Below are 21,967 nucleotides of genomic sequence, written 5' to 3' on the forward strand. Positions count from 1 at the left end.
GCTCAGGCGTAGCGCCACCCGGCAACACTCAGCGGCGCGATCTCACCACCTGATACCTGCGTGTTAAATACTCCACCGGTGCGCTCCAGACGTGCACCAGTCGGGTGAAGGGGAAGATCAGGAAAATGGTCATGCCCAGCACCAGATGGACACGGAAGATAAACGCCACGCCCGCCAGATGTTCGGACGAGCCACCGCGGAAGGTCACTACCGACTGCGCCCAGTCCACCAGCTTGAGCATCTCGCTGCCGTCGGGATATTTCGCGGAGAACGGAATGGTGGTGAGCCCAAGAATACACTGCACCAGCAAAATGCAGAGGATCAGGATATCAGCCGTGGAGGAGGTTGCCCGGATACGCGGGTTCGTCAGCCGGCGAATCAATAATCCCGCACCGCCCACCAGCGTGAGCACGCCGCAAACGCCGCCCAGAATCATCGCCATCAGCTGTTTCTGCGACATCGGCAGAAACCACGAATAAACCCAGTGCGGCGTCAGCATCCCGAAAAGATGTCCGAAGAAGATCCCCAGGATCCCGATATGGAACAGATTTGACCACAGCACCATGCCGCGCTTATCCAGCATCTGGCTGGAGGAGGCGCGCCAGGTATACTGCCCGTAGTCGTAACGCAGCCAGCTTCCCACCAGAAAAACCGTGCCGCACAGGTAGGGGTAAATATCGTAGAAAAAGACGTTCAGAAACTGGATCATTTTGGGCCTCCCGCACTGACGTCGACATACTGCGGGGCAACGTCCTGGCTAAAGCGTCGTTGATATTGCTGCATCGGTGAGGTATCACACGATGTGGCGTTGTCCTCGATAAACTTGACCTGTTCCTCTTCCCAGACGGCGTCCAGCGCCTGGCGGGTATCATCCCGTTTCTCGGTGGAAACCTGTTTCGCCACGCTGTCGCTGGTCAGACGCGTGCCTGCGAGCGTCAGGAGCGCATCGAACAGCTGATAATGCGCCACGCCGCGCTGCTTCAGGCGACCGCCAATCAGCGCCAGGATCGGCGCAACGTTTTGTAGCCCTTCGCGGGCCTCGTCGTCGGTGACGAGGCTGAGATACTCCAGGTAGAGCGGCAGATAGTCCGGCAGCTCGCGACAGTCCAGCTGCAGGCCGGCTTTTTCGTACTGGCTCATCAGGTCGACCATCGCCTGGCCGCGATCGCGGGATTCAGCATGAACGTGCTCAAACAGCAGCAGCGAGGTCGCACGACCCCGCTCAAACACCTCGCACCATTCGGCCTGCTTATCCAGCAGCGCGGCATCCAGATGCTGGCGGGCAAAGGGCAGTAACGCAGGGAGATCCTGTTCTATCAGGGAAAGTGCTTCCTCGCGATTTTCCCATAATGTTTCATCGGGATACTCAATCAGCAGGGCGATGATTTTGAGGATCTGCATCACTCTCCCTCCCCGTGGTCGCGCACTTCGGTGATGTTGATGGCATCAATGCGGCTGCTGTTAAAGAGGTTGAATTTGGTGTCGGAACCGTGGCACCCGTCGCCAAAGGAGAAGCCGCAGCCGTTGCGTTCCGGGAAGGCGTCGCGCGCCATTTCGCGGTGGCTGGTGGGGATCACGAAACGATCTTCGTAGTTGGCAATCGCCAGATAGCGGTACATCTCTTCGACCTGCTCGACGCTAAGGCCCACTTCTTCGATGGCGCGCGTATCGGTCACGCCTTCAACGGTCTGAGAGCGTTTGTAATGACGCATGGCCATCATGCGTTTGAGGGCGCGTAGCACCGGACCAGGATCGCCCGCGCTGAGCATGTTGGCCAGATACTGCACCGGTATGCGCAGGCTTTCGACCGCCGGTAACACGCCGTCGTTGAGCGGCAGGCCACCCGCGTCTGCGTAAGACTGGATCGGTGACAGCGGCGGAACGTACCAGACCATCGGCAGGGTGCGGTATTCCGGATGCAGCGGCAGCGCCAGCTTCCAGTCCATCGCCATCTTGTAAACCGGGGAACGCTGGGCGGCGTCAATCACGTTCTGCGGAATACCTTGCTTGAAGGCTTCTTCAATGACCGCCGGGTCATGCGGATCAAGGAACACGTCACACTGGCGTTCATAGAGGTCGGTTTCATGTTCGGTGCTGGCTGCTTCTTCAATGCGATCCGCGTCATACAGCAGCACGCCCAGATAGCGAATACGCCCGACGCAGGTCTCAGAACAGACGGTTGGCTGGCCAGACTCAATGCGTGGGTAGCAGAAGATGCATTTCTCCGACTTTCCGCTTTTCCAGTTGAAGTAGATTTTCTTGTACGGGCAACCGCTGATGCACATGCGCCAGCCACGGCATTTGTCCTGGTCAATCAGCACAATGCCGTCTTCTTCACGCTTGTAGATGGCACCGCTCGGGCAGGTGGCCACGCAGCTCGGGTTCAGGCAGTGTTCACACAGGCGCGGCAGGTACATCATGAAGGTGTTTTCAAACTGGCCGTACATCTCCTTCTGGATCTTGTCGAAGTTGCGGTCGCGGGCGCGTTTTTCGAACTCGCCGCCAAGCAGTTCTTCCCAGTTCGGGCCGCCAACAATTTTGTCCATCCGTTTGCCGCTAATCAGCGACCGCGGGCGGGCCGTCGGGAGGTGATCGCCTTGTGGTGCACGGTGCAGATCCTGGTAATCAAACGTGAAGGGCTCGTAGTAATCATCAATGCCGGGCAGGGACGGGTTGGCAAAGATTTTTGACAGCACGCCCACGCGCCCGCCGAGACGCGGTGTCAGCTTGCCGGTGATCCCGCGTACCCAGCCGCCTTGCCACTCCTCCTGATCTTCCCAGTTTTTCGGGTAGCCAATCCCCGGTTTGGTTTCAACGTTGTTGAACCACGCATATTCCATACCTTCACGCCCGGTCCAGACGTTTTTACAGGTGACCGAGCAGGTGTGACAGCCAATGCATTTGTCGAGATTCAGCACCATTCCAACCTGTGAGCGTATTTTCATTTTTTCGCCTCCTGTACCTGATCCCGACCTTCGCCATCCAGCCAGTTAATGTTTTTCATTTTGCGGATCATGATGAACTCGTCGCGGTTAGAGCCGACGGTGCCGTAATAGTTGAAGCTGTACGCCAGCTGGGCGTAGCCGCCAATCATGTGTGTCGGTTTGGGACAGACGCGCGTCACCGAGTTATGGATCCCGCCGCGACGGCCGGTGACTTCTGAACCCGGAATATTCAGGATACGTTCCTGCGCGTGGTACATCATGGTCATGCCCGGCGGGACGCGCTGGCTCACCACTGCCCGGGCGGTCAGGGCACCGTTGGCGTTGAAGGCTTCGATCCAGTCGTTGTCTTCAATGCCTAACTCTCTGGCATCGGTTTCGCTGATCCAGACGATAGGCCCCCCGCGTGACAGCGTCTGCATCAGCAGGTTTTCACTGTAGGTCGAGTGAATGCCCCATTTCTGGTGTGGCGTCAGGAAGTTCAGCGCCTTCTCCGGGAAACCGTTCGGCGGGATTTCGCGCATATGGCTAACGCTTCGGGTATCAATCGGTGGGCGATAGGCCACCAGACTCTCCCCGAACGCGCGCATCCACGGATGGTCCTGATACAGCTGCTGACGACCGGAAAGGGTGCGCCAGGGAATAAGCTCGTGAACGTTGGTATAACCGGCGTTATAGGAGACATGCTCACTCTCAAGGCCCGACCAGGTGGGGCTGGAGATAATTTTCCGCGGCTGGGCCTGAATATCGCGGAAGCGGATTTTCTCATCTTCTTTGTTCAGCGCCAGATGGGTGTGATCGCGACCGGTCAGTTCGCCCAGCGCTTGCCAGGCTCGCACTGCCACCTGGCCATTCGTTTCAGGGGCGAGGGCGAGAATCACTTCAGAGGCGTCAATCGCCGTTTCAATACGCGGGCGTCCTTTTGCCGGGCCATCGAGCTTGACGTAGTTCAGCTTGCCAAGGAAATCGACCTCGCTCTGGGTATTCCATGAAATGCCTTTCCCGCCGTTGCCGAGTTTGTCCATCAGCGGGCCGAGTGAAGTAAAGCGCTCGTAGGTTTCCGGATAATGCCGTTCGACCACCGCAATCGTCGGCGCCGTTTTACCCGGAATGAGATCGCATTCGCCTTTGCGCCAGTCCTGAATATCAAACGGCTGTGACAGTTCCCCCGGGGAGTCGTGCTGCAGCGGCTGCAGTACCACGTCCGTTTCGGTGCCAAGATGGCCGATGCACACCTCTGAGAAAACGCTGGCAATACCTTTGTAGATCTCCCAGTCGCTGCGGGATTCCCAGGCCGGGTCGACGGCAGCTGAAAGCGGATGAATAAACGGATGCATATCCGACGTATTCATGTCGTCTTTTTCATACCATGTCGCAGTGGGCAGCACGATATCGGAGAACAGGCAGGTGCTGGACATGCGGAAATCGAGCGTCACCAGCAGGTCAAGCTTGCCCTCAATGGCCTGAGTTTGCCACTCCACCTCTTCGGGCTTAACGTCATCCGTCGACCCTAAATCCTCGCCCTGGATGCCGCTTTCGGTACCGAGCAGGTATTTGAGCATGTACTCGTGACCTTTCCCCGAAGAACCAAGCAGGTTAGACCGCCAGACAAACAGATTGCGCGGGTGGTTTTTACCGTTGTCAGGCTGTTCGCAGGCGAAACGTATATCGCCCGATTTTAATGCCTGCACGGTGTACTCCTGCGGGGTCATGCCGGCGGCGTCGGCCCTGGCTTTAATGTGCAACGGATTGAGGTTTAACTGCGGTGCCGAGGGCAGCCAGCCCATACGCTCTGCCCGGACGTTAAAATCGATCAGGTGACCGGTGAATTTTGTCGCGTCCGCCAGCGGAGAGAGTAACTCCTGCGCGGTCAGCTTCTCATAACGCCACTGGCAGGCGTGGTTGTAGAAGTACGACGTACTGTTCATCTGGCGCGGGGGACGGTTCCAGTCCAGCGCAAACGCCAGCGGCAGCCAGCCGGTTTGCGGACGCAACTTCTCCTGACCCACATAGTGTGACCAGCCGCCGCCGCTTTGACCCACGCAGCCGCAGAACACCAGCATGTTGATCATCCCACGGTAGTTCATGTCCATGTGGTACCAGTGGTTCACCCCGGCACCGAGGATAATCATCGACCGGCCGTGCGTTTTGTGCGCCGTGTCGGCAAACTCACGGGCAATTTTCTCTATCAGGTAAGCCGGGACGCCGGTGATCTGTTCGCCCCAGGCGGGAGTGTAAGCTTTGATCTGGTCATAGCTGCCCGCCGCGTTGCTGTCTTCCAGACCACGATCGAGGCCGTAGTTAGCGAGAATCAGATCGTAGACGCTGACCACCTGTTTCTGGCTGCCATCGGCCAGCGTCAGCGTTTTACTCGGTACACGGCGCGTCAGGACCGGCTCCTGCTTGACGCTACGGAAGTGTGGATTTTCATTGCCGCCAAAATAGGGGAATGCCACCTCTGCCACGCTGTCGTGGGTAATCAGCAGCGAGAGGGTGAGCTCAGTTTCATGATCTGCCGCCAGCGGCGCCAGGTTCCATTTGCCTTTTTCGCCCCAGCGGAAACCAATGGACCCGTTCGGCACCACCAGATCGCCGGCGATATCAAAGGCGACGGTTTTCCACTCAGCATTATTGGCTTCTCCCAGCCCATCCGTGAGATCAGAGGCCCGCAGCATCCGCCCCGGCACCACGCGGCCATCGGCCTGTTCGTCCAGCAGTACCAGCATCGGCATGTCGGTGTAGCGGCGACAGTAGTTGAGGAAGTACTCGCTGGGGTTGTCGAGATGGAACTCTTTAAGGATCACGTGACCCATTGCCATCGCCAGCGCGCTGTCGGTGCCTTGCTTGGGTGCCAGCCACTGATCGCTCAGTTTGGCGACCTCGGAGAAGTCCGGGGTGATGGCCACGGTTTTGGTGCCTTTGTAGCGGACCTCGGTAAAGAAGTGGGCATCTGGCGTACGCGTCTGCGGAACGTTAGACCCCCAGGCAATGATATAGCTGGAGTTGTACCAGTCTGCGGATTCCGGCACGTCGGTCTGCTCGCCCCACGTCATGGGCGAGGCGGGCGGCAAATCACAATACCAGTCATAAAAGCTGAGACAGGTGCCGCCCAGCAGAGAGAGATAACGCGTCCCGGCGGCATACGAGACCATCGACATCGCCGGAATCGGTGAAAAACCGGCCACGCGATCGGGGCCGTAGTGTTTAATGGTCCAGACGTTGGCGGCAGCAATCAGCTGGTTCAGCTCTTTCCAGCTGGAGCGGATAAATCCGCCGTGTCCGCGTGCCTGCTTGTAGCTCCGGCTCTTCTGCGGATCGTTCTGAATGGCATCCCAGGCCAGCACCGGATCGCTGTGTTGCGCCAGCGCGTCACGCCACAGTTCGATCAGCGTGCGGCGCACCAGCGGGTATTTCAGCCGGTTGGCGCTGTATAGGTACCAGGAATAACTTGCACCACGCGGGCAGCCGCGCGGCTCGTGGTTAGGCAGGTCGGGGCGGGTACGCGGGTAGTCGGTCTGCTGGGTTTCCCAGGTAACCAGGCCGTTTTTGACGTAGATTTTCCAGCTACAGGAGCCCGTGCAGTTCACGCCATGGGTGGACCGCACAATCTTGTCGAACTGCCATCGCTGTCGGTAGCTGTCCTCCCAGTCACGGTTGGTGTTGTACACCTGCCCGTGTCCATTGGCGAAGCTGTCGCCTTTTTGTTTGAAATAGCGAAAGCGATCCAACAGTTTACTCATGACATTTCTCCTGCTTCGATAGCCTTTTCGGAGAGGGCTGCCCACTCTCAGGCGAATGTGTAATTGTTATTGTTGTGAAGATTTGCGGCCATAAACCAGCCAGGTCACCAGGACGCAGACGATGTAAAACACGAGGAAAACTTTCATGGCACCCACAGGCGAGCCGGTCATGGCCAGCGACGTGCCGAAGGCTTTCGGAATGAAGAACCCGCCGACGGCACCGATGGCGGAGATAAAGCCCAGCGCTGCCGCGGTTTCGGTCACTGCTTCATGCTGCGCCTGCTCGTCACTTCCCCCTTGTTGCTTCACGCGGGTGAGGGTGATTTGGCGGAAAATGATGGCAATCATCTGAAACGTTGATCCGCTGCCCAGTCCGGCGGTGAGGAACAGGCCCATAAAGACCAGATAGAAGGCGAGAAAACTGCCCGACCCGGAACCGGGAAGCGTCAGGAAAAGCAGGGCGCTGAAAAGCGCCATAAAGACGAAGTTAATCAGGGTGACGCGTACGCCGCCAAGTTTGTCTGAGATCATCCCGCCCGCAGAACGGGCCAGCGCGCCAATCAGTGGGCCAAAGAAAGCCAGATGGAGGATATTGACGTCAGGAAACTGGGTTTTCGACAGCATGGCGAAGCCTGCTGAAAAACCGATAAACGAACCGAAGGTTGCCAGGTAGAGGAGGCTCAGGAGCCACAGGTGAAAACGTTTTAACACCGGTAGCTGGCTGGCAATCGTGGCCTTAGAGCTCGCGATGTCATTCATGCCGAAAAGCGCCGCAATCGTGGCCAGCAGGAGAAGGGGCGCCCAAATCCACGCGGCATTGGCCAGCCACATCGTTGAGCCGTCATCCTGCGGCACGCCGTTTACGCCGAGAAAGGTGAACATGGGCAGGAAGATCACCAGCGGCGCGACCAGCTGCATTACGCTCACGCCCAGGTTCCCCAGCCCGCCGTTAATCCCCAGGGCGCTACCCTGTTTCGTTTTCGGGAAGAAGAAGCTGATATTGCCCATGCTGGAGGCGAAGTTAGCGCCGGCAAAACCACACAGCAGCGCGATGACGATAAAGATCCAGTAGGGAGTGGCAGTGTCCTGAATCGCGATCCCCAACCAGACGCAGGGAATAATCAGGATCACCGTGCTTAACACCGTCCAGTAGCGTCCACCAAAGAGAGGAACCATAAACGAATAGGGGACGCGCAATATCGCACCGGACAGGGAGGGTAAGGCAGTTAGCATAAAAAGCTGGTCGGTGGAAAAATTAAATCCAACTTTATTCAGATTGACCGCAATGGCACTAAATAACATCCATACGCAAAACGCTAATAACAGGCAAGCCACAGAAATTAAAAGATTTCTTCGGGCAATATGTTTTCCTTTATTCTCCCAGAATTGCGTGTTTTCGGGTTTCCAGTTGCTCAGCAGATAAGGATTATTCTTCTCACTTTGTTGTGACATGTCGCCCTCTTGCTTAACCATAAAAAGAAAAAATGGAATAAAAACAGGTGGATGTCTGACAGTGTGTTTCTGGAATTATTGGATGGTTTGGGATACATCTGAAAGGATAGATAAAAAAGCGAATCCCTGAGTCGGGAGGGGAAATAAGGGTTCGCTTAATGTGTTACGAATTGTAAGTGAGGGCTGTTAATACTCATAAGTGAGTATTAACACAATTCCAGAGAGATTAATTTATCAAGATGGTTATTAAAGGCAGCGTCGTCCATCTCTGGGATATCTAATATATAAATGCCGTCCAGGCCACACACCAGACCAATTAAACGCCAGGCAATATTTTCTGGCCGATCGCCCGGGGTAAAATCTCCCGCATCAGTGCCTGCTTTGATAAGGGCGACGGTCTCCTGGTGCCACATCTCCATGGTCAGTACATATGCACCCCTGATGTCCGTATCCCGGCTTGCCAGGATCTGCGCCTCACGCCACAGGCGAATATAGGGCTCAAACCGGCCATCATCGCTGCCGAGCATGGCATGCAGTTGCTGTCGCCAGCTGGCCTGCTTGCCGACCACATCCGCATCCAGCAGTTCACGGATTAACCGGACAAAAGCCAGCGATTTTAGCTCCCCGCCAGAGGTGAAATGGTGGTGGACCTGTCCGGTGGCGACGCCGGCTTCGGCGGCAATTCGCCGTACCGTCATTGCGGAAAGTCCGTCAGAGAGCGCCACGCGCATAGCGGCCTGTAAAATCTCTTCCCGCCTTTCATCCTTGCTCAGATATCGCATTTTCACTCACTCTTAATGGGACTGAAACAAGTGTAACAAAAAGCTGGACACTCGTTCAACTTTACGTAGGATCGCAAGCTGGACATGTGTCCATGATTTAAAAGAAAAGGAAATTTATGTTTCGTCAGTGGTTAGCGTTAGTCATTATCGTGCTGGTGTATATCCCGGTGGCGATCGACGCGACGGTACTGCACGTAGCGGCGCCGACGTTGAGTATGACGCTGGGTGCCAGCGGTAACGAATTATTGTGGATCATCGATATATACTCGCTGGTGATGGCGGGGATGGTGCTGCCGATGGGCGCGCTGGGTGACCGCATTGGTTTTAAACGGTTGTTGATAATTGGCAGTACGCTGTTTGGCTTGTCATCGCTGGCAGCTGCATTTGCGCCTTCAGCAGGATGGCTGATTGCTGCCCGCGCCTCGCTGGCGATTGGGGCGGCGATGATCATCCCGGCCACGCTTGCGGGGATCCGCACGTTGTTCGTTAATGCGCGCGATCGCAACATCGCGCTTGGGGTCTGGGCCGCCGTCGGTTCAGGCGGTGCGGCGTTTGGTCCGTTGATTGGCGGTATGTTGCTGGAGCATTTTTACTGGGGATCGGTCTTTTTGATCAACGTGCCGATCGTGGTCATCGTTGTTTCCCTTGCCGCGCGTCTGGTGCCTCGTCAACAGGGACGCCCGGAACAGCCGCTGAATATTGCCCATGCAGTCATGCTGATTGTGGCGATATTGCTGCTGGTCTACAGCGCGAAAACCGCGCTCAAAGGGGTGCTTTCTCCGTGGCTGGTGGCAATGACGCTGCTCACCGGAGCGGTGATGCTGATGATCTTTGTGCGGATCCAGCTTCGCGCCCGCGTGCCGATGATCGACATGCGTCTGTTCTGTCATCGCATTATTTTAAGCGGTGTCGTGATGGCGATGACCGCCATGATCGCGCTGGTGGGGTTTGAGCTGTTGATGGCCCAGGAGCTGCAGTTTGTGCATGGCTTTACGCCATTTGAAGCGGGGATGTTTATGCTGCCGCTGATGGTTGCCAGCGGGTTTAGCGGGCCGATTGCCGGTGTGCTGGTCGGTCGTCTGGGGCTGCGGCTGGTGGCGGCAGGCGGAATGGGGCTGAGTGCCGTCAGCTTTATCGGTCTGTCGATGCTCGACTTCAGCACGCAGCACTGGCAGGCATGGAGTCTGATGGTGCTGCTGGGCTTCAGTGCCGCCAGTGCGCTGCTGGCCTCAACCTCGGCAATTATGGCGGCTGCGCCAAAAGAGAAAGCGGCTGCCGCAGGGGCGATTGAAACCATGTCCTATGAGCTGGGCGCAGGGTTGGGCATTGCCATTTTTGGTCTGCTGCTAACCCGCAGCTTCTCGGCGTCAATTGTCCTGCCGCAGGGACTGAGCGCGACGCTGGCCGATAAGGCCTCGTCATCGATTGGCGAAGCGGTAAACGTGGCGCAGAGCCTGACTCCAGGGCTGGCGGAGTCGTTAATTGCGGCGGCAAAAACGGCCTTTATCACGTCACACAGCGTGGCGTTAGGCAGTGCTGGCGCAATGTTACTGGTGCTGGCGGTCGGGATTTGGTTTAGCCTGGCAAACGTACCGAAACAGTAAAAAACAGGCCCGGTGGCGCGATGCTTACCGGGCAACCCTCAGTGTGCGTCATGGGGAGTCAGCAGGCAGCGCTTGTCGTGTGCTTCAATTTCGGTGCCGCTAAAGCGCGCGTATTGCCCGGTCAGGCCAAAGAATGCGGGTTGCGTTTCAGTATAGATTTCAGCGGCAAGTATCAGACGGCGACGTTCGTCTTCGCTCATCTCAAGCTGCGTCCAGGGAATGAAATAGCGCGTCGTTGAGCGTGCGGTCAGCGTGAACCACAGCGGGCAACCACATCCGGGACAAAACCAGCGTTCGCCGCGCGCAGATGACGTGAAATGAGAAGGGGCTATCGACTCTTCTTCCACAAGCGGTTGACCCTGCGCTTCCAGATACATGGCCATTCCCCCCGACCATTTCTGGCACTGGGTACAGTGGCAGGCATAGACGTCGAAATTGTTGAGGGAAACGCTGAATTGGCTCATCCCACACAGGCAGCGTCCTTTGAAAATATGCATGGCGTGCTCCTTTATTACGCCAGTCAAACCGAATAAAAAAAGCCAGCCACGAAGGCTGGCTTTTTTATACTAACAAATCTTAGAACTGGTAGGTCAGACCAACAGCAACGATGTTGTCGGTAGAAACGCCAGCTGCTTTAGTGAAGCTGCTGTCGTCAACCAGGTTGATTTTGTAATCAACGTAGGTAGACATGTTTTTGTTGAAGTAGTAGCTCGCGCCAACGTCAACGTATTCAACCAGATCCTGGTCGCCGTAAGTACCAATGTCTTTACCTTTGGATTTCAGGTAAGCAATGGATGGACGCAGACCGAAGTCGAACTGGTACTGAGCAACCACTTCGAAGTTCTGCGCTTTGTTAGCGATGAAACCGCTACCGAAGTTGGTCATGTTACGGGTTTCAGAGTAGGTGGTTGCCAGGTAGATGTTGTTGGCATCGTACTTCAGACCCGCAGCCCATACTTCCGCGTTTTCGCCGCCTGCATTCAGATTGCTTGCAGCAGCAACCTGACGGTCAGTACGGTCAGATTTCGCGTAGGTAGCACCTACACCGAAGCCTTCGAATTCATAAGTAGAAGACAGACCCCAGCCGTCACCGTTCGCTTCGGTGATGTCGTTACGGTCGTTTTTACCCTGGTACTGAGCAGCCACGTTCAGGCCATCAACCAGACCGAAGAAGTCGGTGTTACGGTAAGTTGCAACGCCAGTCGTACGGCCAGTCATAAAGCCATCAGTCTGAGTCCAGGTATCACCACCGAATTCTGGCAGAACGTCAGTCCATGCGCCGATGTCGTAAGCAACACCGTAGTTACGACCGTAGTCGAAAGAACCGAATTCGTTGAATTTCAGGCCCGCGAATGCCAGACGGGTTTTGTTGCCGTCAGAACCCTGAGATTCAGAGCGGTTGCCTTTGAACTCGTATTCCCACTGGCCGTAACCGGTCATCTGGTCGTTGATCTGAGTTTCACCTTTGAAGCCCAGACGAACATAGGTTTTGTCGCCGTCGTTGCCAGCGTCATCAGAGAAATAGTGCAGACCTGTTACTTTGCCGTACAGATCCAGTTTGTTACCGTCTTTGTTAAAAACTTCAGCCGCGTTTACAACGCCTGCTGCCAACATGGAAGTCACTGCCACTGCAACTAATTTAAGTTTCATCTTAAATATTCCTTATAATTTTCTTCAGTATTTCCTGAGCCACTTTGAACGATTTCTAAACGAGGCTAATCATCAATGGCATGCTATTTTTAAGAATCTTGTAGTAGGGTTTCAATAATAAGTTTCAAAATATTAGCAATAATTTCAATTAGTGTGATCCGGATCGGATAAATTGCGGATGTAAGGAATGAGATGGTGGGGATTTGTGCATTTTTTGATTAATTATTCAACAAAACCATTGGCCGCAATATAGTTTTCGGCCGTTTTAGTTTCTTTTGTTAATTGTCGGTATTTTCTGTCTTTTTGCTCGTTTGATATAAATTCCAGTTGTTTAAAATCAATGGGTTAACTATTCAATTGTACGGGATAATCGTTGTTGGACATGAAACACACAGAAACACACTATTGCACTTTGTGCTATATACATTGTTAATATTCGCAAGGGATTAATAACGTAACGGTGTCAAGTTATGTCAATAAAAGACGACGGGGATTTACGAAAGGGCGGTAATATAAACAGAATCTAAACGGCTTTTCTAATGCGCCGATCATTATTTTGACGCGCGATCACATATTAAATTTATGTTAATTCCCGCCGGGCGATTATGGACCCGGCAGAAGATAGCGATATTATTTTCGCGTGGCGTACCAGCACAACAATGACCCGGCACAAACCATTAATGCGCCTTGCCAGAAAGAAAACGAGAGGGGGGAATTCAGCAATACGGCAGCGAGTGCTGCTGAGAGTACAGGCGTGAAATAGGATACCGCTGCGAGTACCGTGACGTTGCCATGAAGAATACCGATATTCCATGCCGCATAGCCAAACCCTAGTGCGACGCTGCACATGATGAGCTTTACGACCACCGGGAGAGTAAACACCATTTGCGGCTGTTCGCTGAACGCATATTTCACCCACAGACTGAGCGCGGTGAGCAGCACGAAAAGCGTTATCCCGTTTTGCCCGTTGGCAAACTTACTGGTGACGGTGCAGTAAGCCGCCCAGATAAAAGCCCCGGCGAACGCCAGCGCGTAGCTGAGCGGGCTTGAGATGACATTACGCATGATGTCATCAAGATGTAGCCCTTGCTCTCCGCCTAATACCCAACAGACGCCCAACAATGAGACGGCTAAGCCCGGGATCACCCACAGGGTGGACCGTTGGCCGTTAAATAAAATGGCAAACACTATCGTCAGGCTTGGCCAGAGATAATTGACCATTCCCACTTCGATAGCCTGGGAGCGCGTTGCGGCATAGCCTAACGACAGGGCGAGGCAAATTTCATAGCTGACAAACAGCACGCTGCCGGCAATAAGATACCGGGGTGAAAACCGTCTGATATCAGGAAATCCTACCGTCACCAGGCACAGTAATCCGCTGAGGGTGTATATCATTGCGGCGCCTCCCACCGGTCCCAGCCCCTCACTGACGCTACGAATGAGGCCAACCATGGTGCTCCACAACAGTATCGCCGCCAGTCCCGTGAGCGTTGCTCTCTTTCTGTCCATAACCCTGCCACCGCTATAAAAATCAAAGGAAAAATTTATAGCATTAATCCTCCTGCCATCGCGAATTATTCTCTTAAGTCTTTAATCAAAAAGAGGTATTCAAATTCCCTGGGGGTGACTATTAAGGGGGTGAAGACAAGTGACCTTGATTTGACGCAAAAAAATCAGGGGCTTTACTGCTAGTTTGCGGCGCGAAGTCTTATATGAAAACGAGGACAACAATGGACGTCAGCCGCAGACAATTTTTTAAAATCTGCGCGGGCGGTATGGCCGGAACAACAGCCGCAATGCTGGGATTTGCACCCAAAATGGCGCTGGCTCAGGCACGCAACTATAAACTGCTGCGCGCTAAAGAGATCCGTAACACCTGCACATACTGTTCCGTAGGTTGTGGGCTTTTAATGTATAGCCTGGGCGATGGCGCGAAGAACGCCAAAGAAGCGATTTATCATATTGAAGGGGACCCGGATCATCCGGTGAGCCGTGGCGCACTTTGTCCGAAAGGGGCGGGTCTGCTGGATTATGTCCACAGCGAAAACCGTCTGCGCTATCCGGAATACCGTGCGCCAGGATCTGACAAATGGCAGCGTATCTCCTGGGATGAGGCGTTTTCCCGAATCGCAAAACTGATGAAAGCTGACCGCGACGCCAACTTTATCGAAAAGAACGCGCAGGGCGTTACGGTGAACCGCTGGCTGTCGACCGGCATGCTGTGCGCGTCCGCGGCAAGTAATGAAACCGGCATGCTGACGCAAAAATTTGTGCGCTCCCTCGGCATGCTGGCGGTAGATAACCAGGCGCGCGTCTGACACGGACCAACGGTAGCAAGTCTTGCTCCAACATTTGGTCGCGGTGCGATGACCAACCACTGGGTTGATATCAAAAACGCCAACGTCGTGATGGTGATGGGCGGTAATGCCGCTGAAGCCCATCCGGTGGGTTTCCGCTGGGCGATGGAAGCGAAAAACAATAACGATGCGACGCTGATCGTTGTCGATCCGCGCTTTACGCGTACGGCATCGGTGGCGGATATCTATGCGCCTATTCGCTCCGGTACGGACATTACGTTCCTCTCGGGCGTTCTGCTGTACCTGATTGAAAACAATAAAATTAACGCTGAATACGTTAAGCATTACACCAATGCCAGCCTCCTGGTACGGGATGATTTTGCCTTTGAAGAGGGGTTGTTCAGCGGTTATGACGCGGAAAAACGGCAGTACGATAAATCGTCCTGGAACTACCAGTTCGATGAAAACGGCTACGCCAGACGCGATGAGACCCTGAGCCATCCGCGCTGCGTATGGAATTTGCTGAAACAGCATGTTTCCCGCTATACGCCGGACGTCGTGGAGAATATCTGCGGTACGCCAAAAGCAGATTTCCTCAAGGTGTGTGATGTACTGGCCTCTACCAGCGCCGCCGACAGAACCACGACGTTCCTGTATGCACTTGGCTGGACGCAGCATACCGTCGGTGCGCAAAACATCCGCACCATGGCAATGATCCAGCTGTTGCTCGGAAACATGGGCATGGCCGGCGGCGGCGTGAACGCCCTGCGCGGACACTCCAACATTCAGGGCTTGACCGATCTGGGCCTGCTGTCGACCAGCCTGTCAGGCTATCTGACGCTGCCGTCTGAAAAGCAGACTGATTTGCACAGCTATCTGGCGGTCAACACGCCAAAAGCGACGCGTGCCGATCAGGTGAACTACTGGAGTAACTATCCGAAGTTCTTCGTCAGCCTGATGAAGTCGTTCTATGGCGATGCCGCGCAGAAGGAAAACGACTGGGGCTTCGAGTGGTTGCCGAAATGGGACCAGGCCTACGACGTCATTAAGTATTTCAACATGATGGATAAGGGCAACGTTACGGGCTACATCTGCCAGGGCTTTAACCCGGTGGCGTCTTTCCCGGACAAAAACAAGGTCGTTCGCAGCCTGAGCAAACTGAAATACATGGTGGTTATCGATCCGCTGGTGACCGAGACCTCCAACTTCTGGCAGAACCACGGCGAGATGAACGACGTCGATCCTGCATCGATTCAGACCGAGGTGTTCCGCCTGCCATCCACCTGTTTTGCAGAAGAAGACGGGTCGATTGCCAACTCCGGCCGCTGGCTGCAGTGGCACTGGAAAGGCCAGGATGCACCAGGTGAAGCGCGTAATGACGGCGAAATCCTGGCCGGGATTTACCATCGTCTGCGTGAAATGTATCGCACCGAAGGGGGGAAAGGCGCTGAACCGCTGCTGAGGATGAGCTGGAATTACAAACAGCCGGACCATCCTGAATCAGAAGAGGTCGCCAAAGAGAATAACGGCGTTGCGCTGGCGGATCTGTATGACGCGAACGGCACGCTGCTGGCGAAGAAAGGTCAGTTGCTCAACAGCTTCGCGCTGCTGCGGGATGACGGCACGACCGCGTCGTCATGCTGGATCTACACCGGCTGCTGGACGGAACAGGGTAACCAGATGGCGAACCGCGATAACGCTGACCCGTCAGGGCTGGGCAATACGCTGGGCTGGGCGTGGGCATGGCCACTGAACCGTCGCGTGCTGTACAACCGTGCTTCTGCGGATATCAACGGCAAACCGTGGGATCCGAAACGGATGCTGATCGAATGGAACGGCAGCAAATGGACGGGTAACGATATTCCGGACTTCAGCACCGCCGCACCGGGCACTGAGACCGGGCCGTTTATCATGCAGCCGGAAGGGCTGGGACGTCTGTTTGCCCTCGATAAGCTGGCGGAGGGGCCATTCCCGGAACACTACGAGCCAATGGAAACGCCGCTCGGAACCAACCCGCTGCACCCGAACGTCATATCCAGTCCGGTGGTGCGTATCTATGAAGAGGACGTCCTGCGTTTAGGCAAGAAGGACAGGTTCCCGTATGTCGGGACTACCTACCGCCTGACCGAGCATTTCCATACCTGGACCAAGCATGCACGGCTTAACGCCATTGCCCAGCCGGAACAGTTTGTTGAGATCAGCGAAACGCTGGCGAAAGCGAAGGGTATTGCCAACGGTGACCGCGTGAAGGTGAGCAGCAAGCGCGGCTTTATTCGCGCGGTTGCGGTGGTTACGCGTCGTCTGCAGGCACTGAACGTGCATGGTCAGCAGGTGGAAACCATCGGTATTCCGCTGCACTGGGGCTTTGAAGGGGTGGCGCAAAAAGGCTACCTCGCCAATACCCTGACGCCAAACGTCGGCGATTCCAACTCGCAAACGCCGGAGTACAAAGCGTTTCTGGTCAACATCGAGAAAGCGTAAGGAGCGACTACATGGCAATGGAAACACAGGACATTATTAAACGCTCCGCGACCAACTCCATCACCCCCGCGCCTCGTGCGCGGGATGATAAGGCAGAAGTCGCCAAGCTTATCGATGTCACTTCCTGCGTGGGTTGTAAAGCCTGCCAGGTGGCCTGCTCGGAGTGGAACGATATCCGCGATGAAGTGGGACACTGCGTCGGCGTTTACGATAATCCGGCGGATCTGAGTGCCAAATCCTGGACGGTAATGCGTTTTAGCGAAACCGATCAGAACGGCAAGCTGGAGTGGCTGATCCGTAAAGACGGCTGTATGCACTGCGAAGATCCGGGGTGCCTGAAGGCCTGTCCGTCAGCCGGGGCCATCGTCCAGTACGCCAACGGAATTGTCGATTTCCAGCAGGATAACTGCATCGGCTGCGGCTACTGCATTGCGGGATGTCCGTTTAATATTCCGCGCCTCAGTAAAGAGGATAACCGGGTCTACAAATGCACCCTGTGTGTCGATCGCGTGAGCGTCGGGCAGGAGCCTGCCTGCGTGAAAACCTGCCCGACCGGGGCTATCCACTTCGGGACAAAAAGAGAGATGCTGGAGGTAGCCCAGCAGCGCGTGGACAAACTGAAAGCGCGCGGTTACGCCAGTGCGGGCATTTATAACCCGCAGGGTGTGGGGGGAACGCACGTGATGTATGTTCTGCACCATAACGACCAGCCGGAGCTGTACCACAATCTGCCGAAAGATCCTGCGATCGATACCTCGATCAATCTGTGGAAAGGGGCGCTCAAACCGCTCTCTGCGGCGGGCTTTATCGCTACTTTCGCCGGGTTGATTTATCACTACATCGGTATCGGACCCAACAAAGAGGTGGATGACGACGAGGAGGAACCTCATGAGTAAGTCATGGATTGTGCGCACGAAGTTTGTCGACCGTGCCTGTCACTGGACGGTAGTGATCTGCTTCTTCCTGGTGGCGGTCTCGGGGATCTCCTTCTTCTTCCCGACGCTGCAGTGGCTGACGGAAACCTTCGGGACGCCACAGATGGGGCGTATTTTGCATCCGTTCTTCGGCGTGCTGATTTTCGTGGTGCTGATGTTTATGTTTGCGCGCTTCGTACATCACAATATTCCGGATAAGCATGACATTCCATGGCTGAAGGGGATTATTGAGGTTCTGAAGGGCAATGAGCATAAGGTTGCGAAGGTCGGGAAATACAACGCCGGGCAGAAGATGATGTTCTGGACCATCATGAGCATGATTTTTGTTCTGCTGGTCACCGGCGTCATTATCTGGCGGCCGTACTTTGCGCACTACTTCCCCATTCAGGTGATTCGCTACGCATTGCTTATTCACGCGACGTCAGCCATCATTCTGATCCACGCCATCCTGATCCACATGTATATGGCCTTCTGGGTCAAAGGGTCGATTAAAGGCATGATTGAAGGGAAGGTGAGCCGCCGCTGGGCGCAGAAACACCACCCGCGCTGGTACCGTGACGTTGAGCGGCTGGAAGCGAAACAGGACAGTACGAAAGGGATGCCGTAAGTCCCGCGCTCGCGGGTCATTCTCTGACCCGCGAGCGCTTAAGTCAAAAACGCTCTTCAACATACCGGAACGGGTATTGGGTCGGCTTCACTTTACCAATCTTACGCTTCGGCAAACTCACCGCTTCGATGTGAATGGCTTTGTACGGGATTTGCGCCAGCAGGTGCGAAATAATGTTCAGGCGCACGCGTTTTTTATCTTCCGAACGGGCGACAAACCACGGCGCCCAGGCGGTGTCGGTGGCAGCAAACATCGCATCTCGCGCCACGGTATATTCATCCCACAAATTAAAAGACTTAATGTCCATTGGAGATAATTTCCAGGTCTTTCGCCCGTCGTTAATACGATCGCGCAGACGACGCTCCTGTTCTTTCGGCGTGACCTCCAGCCAGTATTTGAGCAGGATGATCCCGGCATCCACCATTGCTTTTTCCATCACCGGCGTGCCATCAAGAAACTTCTCGACCTGCTCCGGTGTGCAGAATCCCATCACCCGTTCAACGCCCGCGCGGTTGTACCAGCTGCGGTCAAAAATGACAATTTCGCCGGCGGCTGGCAGGTGGGGGACATAACGCTGGAAATAGAGCTGGGTCTTCTCTTTTTCCGTCGGCGCGGGGAGCGCAACAACCCGGAAGACGCGTGGGCTAACGCGTTCAGTGATGGCTTTAATGGTTCCGCCTTTACCGGCACCGTCGCGCCCTTCAAAGACAATACAGACCTTTAAACCCTTTGCGACGACCCACTGCTGGAGCTTAACCAGTTCAACGTGGAGGCGACGAAGCTCTTTTTCATACTCTTTCGTTTTTAACGGCTCATGCTTTATGACATCAACTGCGACACTGGTTTTCTTCTTGCTTCCCATGATTGTCATCCTCAGGTTGTCCGGCGCGGGAAAAAGCGGGGCCGCACTATGAAGTGTAATCCACCTGAATTAATGGATTAACGTGTCAGCCAGCTGATTTGAACTGGCTCACCATACAAGATTGTTCAATAATGCCCGTCGCGCGTTGTTAACCAGTGGTTGTGGTATGAAAAAGACAATTTTTTCGTTGGCACTTGGCACGTTTGGCCTGGGAATGGCTGAATTTGGCATTATGGGCGTATTAACTGAACTGGCCCATGACACCGGAATTTCAATTCCCGCAGCCGGGAATATGATTTCGTTTTACGCCTTTGGTGTGGTGATTGGTGCCCCGATTGTGGCGTTGTTCTCAGGCAAGTTCTCGTTAAAATCCACGCTGTTGTTTCTGGTGGTGTTGTGTGCCGTCGGAAATGCAATTTTTACCTTTTCAACGTCGTATGCCTGGCTGGCTATAGGGCGGCTGATTTCCGGTTTTCCGCACGGCGCCATTTTTGGCGTCGGGGCGATTATTCTCTCGAGAATTGCGCCTCCGGGGAAGGTGACGGTCGCCGTGGCGGGCATGATAGCCGGCATGACGATTGCCAATCTGGTGGGCGTACCGCTGGGCACCTGGCTGGGTCATGAATTCAGCTGGCGCTATACCTTTTTCCTGATTGCCCTGTTTGATGCTCTGGTGATCATCTCGGTACTGGTCTGGGTGCCGCACATCCATGATCGCTCCGAAATCAAATTGACCGCGCAATTTTCCTTTCTGAAAAAACCGGAGCCGTGGCTGATTTTTGCCGCCACCATGTTTGGTAATGCTGGTGTGTTTGCGTGGTTCAGCTTCGTCAAACCGTTTATGGTCAACGTCTCTGGCTTCTCCGAAGGCGTCATGACGGTCATCATGATGCTGATGGGGCTGGGTATGGTGTTAGGTAATCTCCTGAGCGGGAAATTATCGGGTCGCTTCAGTCCGCTGCGTATTGCCGCCACCACCGACATGGTCATTGTCGCGTCACTGCTGTTGCTATTCGCCTTTGGGGAACATAAAACGGCGTCGCTGGTGATGGGCTTTATCTGCTGCGCCGGGCTGTTTGCACTCTCTGCGCCGCTGCAAATTCTTCTCCTGCAAAATGCGAAGGGCGGTGAGATGCTGGGTGCCGCAGGCGGACAGATGGCATTTAACCTCGGCAGTGCGATAGGGGCGTATTTTGGCGGGATGATGATCACGCTTGGCTTTAGCTGGAGCTATGTCACGCTGCCAGCGGCTGTGCTCTCTTTCTCAGCCATGAGTTCACTGCTGATCTACGCGCACCTTCGGGCCAGAAAGGCAGACGCCGGTTCGCTCGCTTCCGCACGTTGAACCGCGCCGGTAAGGCGCGGTAGAAGGGCGCTAGACAAATTTCGCCAACGGATCGGCAGCGGCAAACGCCACGGCTTTGTCCGCTGCTGGCGGGTAGATAAGTTCATTGGTGATGGCGATTTTGATTTTCTTTGCGTCATCACGCACCGATTTGACGGCCTGGTCCCACCCTTCAGTGTAAACGGCACCCCAGGCACCCAGGTCCAGACAGGTCACGTAGTTAACCTGGCGGTAAGGATAAGGCGTGCGATTCAACAGGCTGGCTGCCGCGTTGTGGCCGGCAAATTTACCCAACTGGATCGCGTGCTGGCAGGTCATTAGCGCCGTGTTCCCCATCTCGTCCGTTCTGGCGTAGGCCATATCTCCCGTCGCGTACACGTCCGGATGAGCCGGAACCTGCAGCGTTTCTGTCACTTTCAGACGCCCCTGGTTATCGCGTTCGCCGTTAATCTGTTGTCCAAGCGGGTTTGCTTCAACGCCTGCCGTCCAGACTACGGTTGCAGCGGGGATACGTTCGCCGTTTTTCAGCGTTACGCCGTTCGCATCGATGGCCTCAATTTCACTGTTCAGACGCCACTCAATCCCCAGTTCCTGGCTCGCGTCTTCAATGGTGTTACGCAATGCTTCACTGTATCGTCCGCCAATGACATGACCCCTTTCAACTACGATAACTCTTGTCGCCGTATCATCACCGAAGCGAGCGCGCAGTCGGGCAGGAAGCTCGGTTGCCAGTTCAATGCCGGTAAAACCGCCGCCACAGATAACCACGGTATTGCGCGCAGCGGTGGAAGGGCGCGAGACCAGGGAGTCAAGATGCTGCTCAAAGGTCTGTGCGGATTCAAGCTGATCGATATCAAAGGCGTACTCAGCCAGCCCGGCAATCGGTGGACGCTTGCTCTGACTGCCGGTGGCCAGCACTAACCGCTCGTAACTCACTGCGGCAGTTACGCCATTCGCATCACGATAGGAAACACTTTTCCCTTTTATATCAATGAATTCTGCTTTACCGGCGATAAAATCAATACCCAGTTCAGCGAACAGTCCGGTCAGCGGCGAGACCAGCGACGTCACGTTCTCTTCATAGAAGCGCGGGCGAACACGCAACTCGGGGGCGGGTGCCAGCACGGCGATCTTCAGGCTGTTATTGCCCTCCAGCGCATTCAGACGCGCGGCACTGACTGCAGCCCACATGCCGGAAAAACCACTGCCCACAATTAAAATCTGCTTCTTCATCTTCGATCCTTTTGATCATCACGCTGTATACCTGACA

At 55.0% G+C, this 21,967-nt stretch carries 16 protein-coding genes; 5 read left to right on the plus strand and 11 right to left on the minus strand.

Annotated features, from left to right (window positions below; genetic code table 11):
* Positions 1-28: 28 nt before the first annotated feature.
* From narI to ACMVME_RS01060, 6 genes are all read right to left on the minus strand, one after another.
* On the minus strand, positions 29-709 hold the full coding sequence (narI, locus tag ACMVME_RS01035) for a respiratory nitrate reductase subunit gamma (protein WP_014170231.1): 681 nt from the start codon (positions 707-709) through the stop codon (positions 29-31).
* Positions 706-1,401: a nitrate reductase molybdenum cofactor assembly chaperone gene (narW, locus tag ACMVME_RS01040; protein ID WP_020884049.1), complete on the minus strand. Its 696-nt coding sequence runs from the start codon at positions 1,399-1,401 to the stop codon at positions 706-708. The genes narI and narW overlap by 4 nt, the downstream gene beginning before the upstream one ends.
* Positions 1,401-2,945, minus strand: a complete 1,545-nt coding sequence (gene narH / locus ACMVME_RS01045) for a nitrate reductase subunit beta (RefSeq protein ID WP_032680947.1) — start codon at positions 2,943-2,945, stop codon at positions 1,401-1,403. Before narH ends, narW begins: the two co-directional genes overlap by 1 nt.
* A complete protein-coding gene (locus tag ACMVME_RS01050) occupies positions 2,942-6,682 on the minus strand; it encodes a nitrate reductase subunit alpha (protein ID WP_032680948.1) in 3,741 nt (1,246 codons plus the stop codon). Before ACMVME_RS01050 ends, narH begins: the two co-directional genes overlap by 4 nt.
* Before the next feature lie 66 nt (positions 6,683-6,748).
* The gene (locus ACMVME_RS01055; RefSeq protein ID WP_068794662.1) at positions 6,749-8,134 is read right to left on the minus strand and encodes a NarK family nitrate/nitrite MFS transporter; all 1,386 of its coding nucleotides are present in this window, start codon (positions 8,132-8,134) and stop codon (positions 6,749-6,751) included.
* A 206-nt stretch (positions 8,135-8,340) separates the two neighbouring features.
* Positions 8,341-8,916, minus strand: a complete 576-nt coding sequence (locus tag ACMVME_RS01060; protein WP_020884053.1) for a TetR family transcriptional regulator — start codon at positions 8,914-8,916, stop codon at positions 8,341-8,343.
* A 116-nt stretch (positions 8,917-9,032) separates the two neighbouring features.
* On the opposite strand from ACMVME_RS01060, the gene ACMVME_RS01065 reads away from it, so the two are divergent.
* Positions 9,033-10,520, plus strand: coding sequence for an MFS transporter (locus ACMVME_RS01065; protein WP_032680951.1), 1,488 nt, complete (start codon positions 9,033-9,035; stop codon positions 10,518-10,520).
* A gap of 38 nt (positions 10,521-10,558) precedes the next feature.
* Here the strand turns inward: ACMVME_RS01065 and ACMVME_RS01070 are convergent, their stop codons facing one another.
* The 3 genes from ACMVME_RS01070 to yddG all read right to left on the minus strand — a co-directional run bounded on the left by ACMVME_RS01070 (position 10,559) and on the right by yddG (position 13,679).
* Complete coding sequence (locus ACMVME_RS01070; protein WP_020884055.1) at positions 10,559-11,017, minus strand: GFA family protein; 459 nt, start codon at positions 11,015-11,017, stop codon at positions 10,559-10,561.
* 79 nt (positions 11,018-11,096) lie between these two features.
* Positions 11,097-12,170: a porin OmpD gene (gene ompD, locus ACMVME_RS01075; protein WP_020884056.1), complete on the minus strand. Its 1,074-nt coding sequence runs from the start codon at positions 12,168-12,170 to the stop codon at positions 11,097-11,099.
* A 630-nt stretch (positions 12,171-12,800) separates the two neighbouring features.
* Positions 12,801-13,679: an aromatic amino acid DMT transporter YddG gene (yddG, locus tag ACMVME_RS01080; protein ID WP_014170222.1), complete on the minus strand. Its 879-nt coding sequence runs from the start codon at positions 13,677-13,679 to the stop codon at positions 12,801-12,803.
* A 221-nt stretch (positions 13,680-13,900) separates the two neighbouring features.
* Here yddG and fdnG point away from each other — a divergent pair, with 221 nt between their 5' ends.
* Genes fdnG through fdnI form a run of 3 tightly spaced genes read left to right on the plus strand, consistent with a single transcriptional unit; the run spans position 13,901 to position 18,490 of the window.
* On the plus strand, positions 13,901-16,948 hold the full coding sequence (gene fdnG, locus ACMVME_RS01085) for a formate dehydrogenase-N subunit alpha (protein WP_139108116.1): 3,048 nt from the start codon (positions 13,901-13,903) through the stop codon (positions 16,946-16,948).
* An 11-nt stretch (positions 16,949-16,959) separates the two neighbouring features.
* Positions 16,960-17,844, plus strand: coding sequence for a formate dehydrogenase subunit beta (gene fdxH, locus ACMVME_RS01090; RefSeq protein ID WP_014170219.1), 885 nt, complete (start codon positions 16,960-16,962; stop codon positions 17,842-17,844).
* Positions 17,837-18,490, plus strand: a complete 654-nt coding sequence (fdnI, locus tag ACMVME_RS01095) for a formate dehydrogenase-N subunit gamma (protein WP_020884059.1) — start codon at positions 17,837-17,839, stop codon at positions 18,488-18,490. Before fdxH ends, fdnI begins: the two co-directional genes overlap by 8 nt.
* 43 nt (positions 18,491-18,533) lie before the next feature.
* On the opposite strand, the gene ppk2 is transcribed toward fdnI, so the two are convergent.
* Positions 18,534-19,352: a polyphosphate kinase 2 gene (ppk2, locus tag ACMVME_RS01100; RefSeq protein ID WP_025204134.1), complete on the minus strand. Its 819-nt coding sequence runs from the start codon at positions 19,350-19,352 to the stop codon at positions 18,534-18,536.
* A gap of 166 nt (positions 19,353-19,518) precedes the next feature.
* Between ppk2 and araJ the strand changes: the two genes are divergently transcribed.
* Entirely contained in the window at positions 19,519-20,697 is a 1,179-nt protein-coding gene (araJ, locus tag ACMVME_RS01105; RefSeq protein WP_068794660.1) for an MFS transporter AraJ, read from the plus strand.
* 30 nt (positions 20,698-20,727) lie between these two features.
* Here araJ and ACMVME_RS01110 read toward each other — a convergent pair whose 3' ends face one another.
* Positions 20,728-21,930, minus strand: a complete 1,203-nt coding sequence (locus ACMVME_RS01110; RefSeq protein ID WP_183516339.1) for an NAD(P)/FAD-dependent oxidoreductase — start codon at positions 21,928-21,930, stop codon at positions 20,728-20,730.
* Positions 21,931-21,967: the final 37 nt, after the last annotated feature.

Origin of the sequence: Enterobacter cloacae complex sp. 2024EL-00711, from assembly GCF_047529885.1 — a bacterium.
Lineage (GTDB): Bacteria > Pseudomonadota > Gammaproteobacteria > Enterobacterales > Enterobacteriaceae > Enterobacter > Enterobacter ludwigii.

What these genes read in the sequence shown, in the direction of transcription:
- ACMVME_RS01055 (WP_068794662.1), bottom strand. Translation starts at nt 8,134, where the DNA reads ATGTCACAACAAAGTGAGAAGAATAATCCTTATCTGCTGAGCAACTGG.
- fdxH (WP_014170219.1), top strand. Translation starts at nt 16,960, where the DNA reads ATGGCAATGGAAACACAGGACATTATTAAACGCTCCGCGACCAACTCC.
- ACMVME_RS01060 (WP_020884053.1), bottom strand. Translation starts at nt 8,916, where the DNA reads ATGCGATATCTGAGCAAGGATGAAAGGCGGGAAGAGATTTTACAGGCC.
- ompD (WP_020884056.1), bottom strand. Translation starts at nt 12,170, where the DNA reads ATGAAACTTAAATTAGTTGCAGTGGCAGTGACTTCCATGTTGGCAGCA.
- araJ (WP_068794660.1), top strand. Translation starts at nt 19,519, where the DNA reads ATGAAAAAGACAATTTTTTCGTTGGCACTTGGCACGTTTGGCCTGGGA.
- narW (WP_020884049.1), bottom strand. Translation starts at nt 1,401, where the DNA reads ATGCAGATCCTCAAAATCATCGCCCTGCTGATTGAGTATCCCGATGAA.
- narH (WP_032680947.1), bottom strand. Translation starts at nt 2,945, where the DNA reads ATGAAAATACGCTCACAGGTTGGAATGGTGCTGAATCTCGACAAATGC.
- ACMVME_RS01065 (WP_032680951.1), top strand. Translation starts at nt 9,033, where the DNA reads ATGTTTCGTCAGTGGTTAGCGTTAGTCATTATCGTGCTGGTGTATATC.
- yddG (WP_014170222.1), bottom strand. Translation starts at nt 13,679, where the DNA reads ATGGACAGAAAGAGAGCAACGCTCACGGGACTGGCGGCGATACTGTTG.
- ACMVME_RS01070 (WP_020884055.1), bottom strand. Translation starts at nt 11,017, where the DNA reads ATGCATATTTTCAAAGGACGCTGCCTGTGTGGGATGAGCCAATTCAGC.
- ppk2 (WP_025204134.1), bottom strand. Translation starts at nt 19,352, where the DNA reads ATGGGAAGCAAGAAGAAAACCAGTGTCGCAGTTGATGTCATAAAGCAT.
- fdnI (WP_020884059.1), top strand. Translation starts at nt 17,837, where the DNA reads ATGAGTAAGTCATGGATTGTGCGCACGAAGTTTGTCGACCGTGCCTGT.
- ACMVME_RS01050 (WP_032680948.1), bottom strand. Translation starts at nt 6,682, where the DNA reads ATGAGTAAACTGTTGGATCGCTTTCGCTATTTCAAACAAAAAGGCGAC.
- narI (WP_014170231.1), bottom strand. Translation starts at nt 709, where the DNA reads ATGATCCAGTTTCTGAACGTCTTTTTCTACGATATTTACCCCTACCTG.
- ACMVME_RS01110 (WP_183516339.1), bottom strand. Translation starts at nt 21,930, where the DNA reads ATGAAGAAGCAGATTTTAATTGTGGGCAGTGGTTTTTCCGGCATGTGG.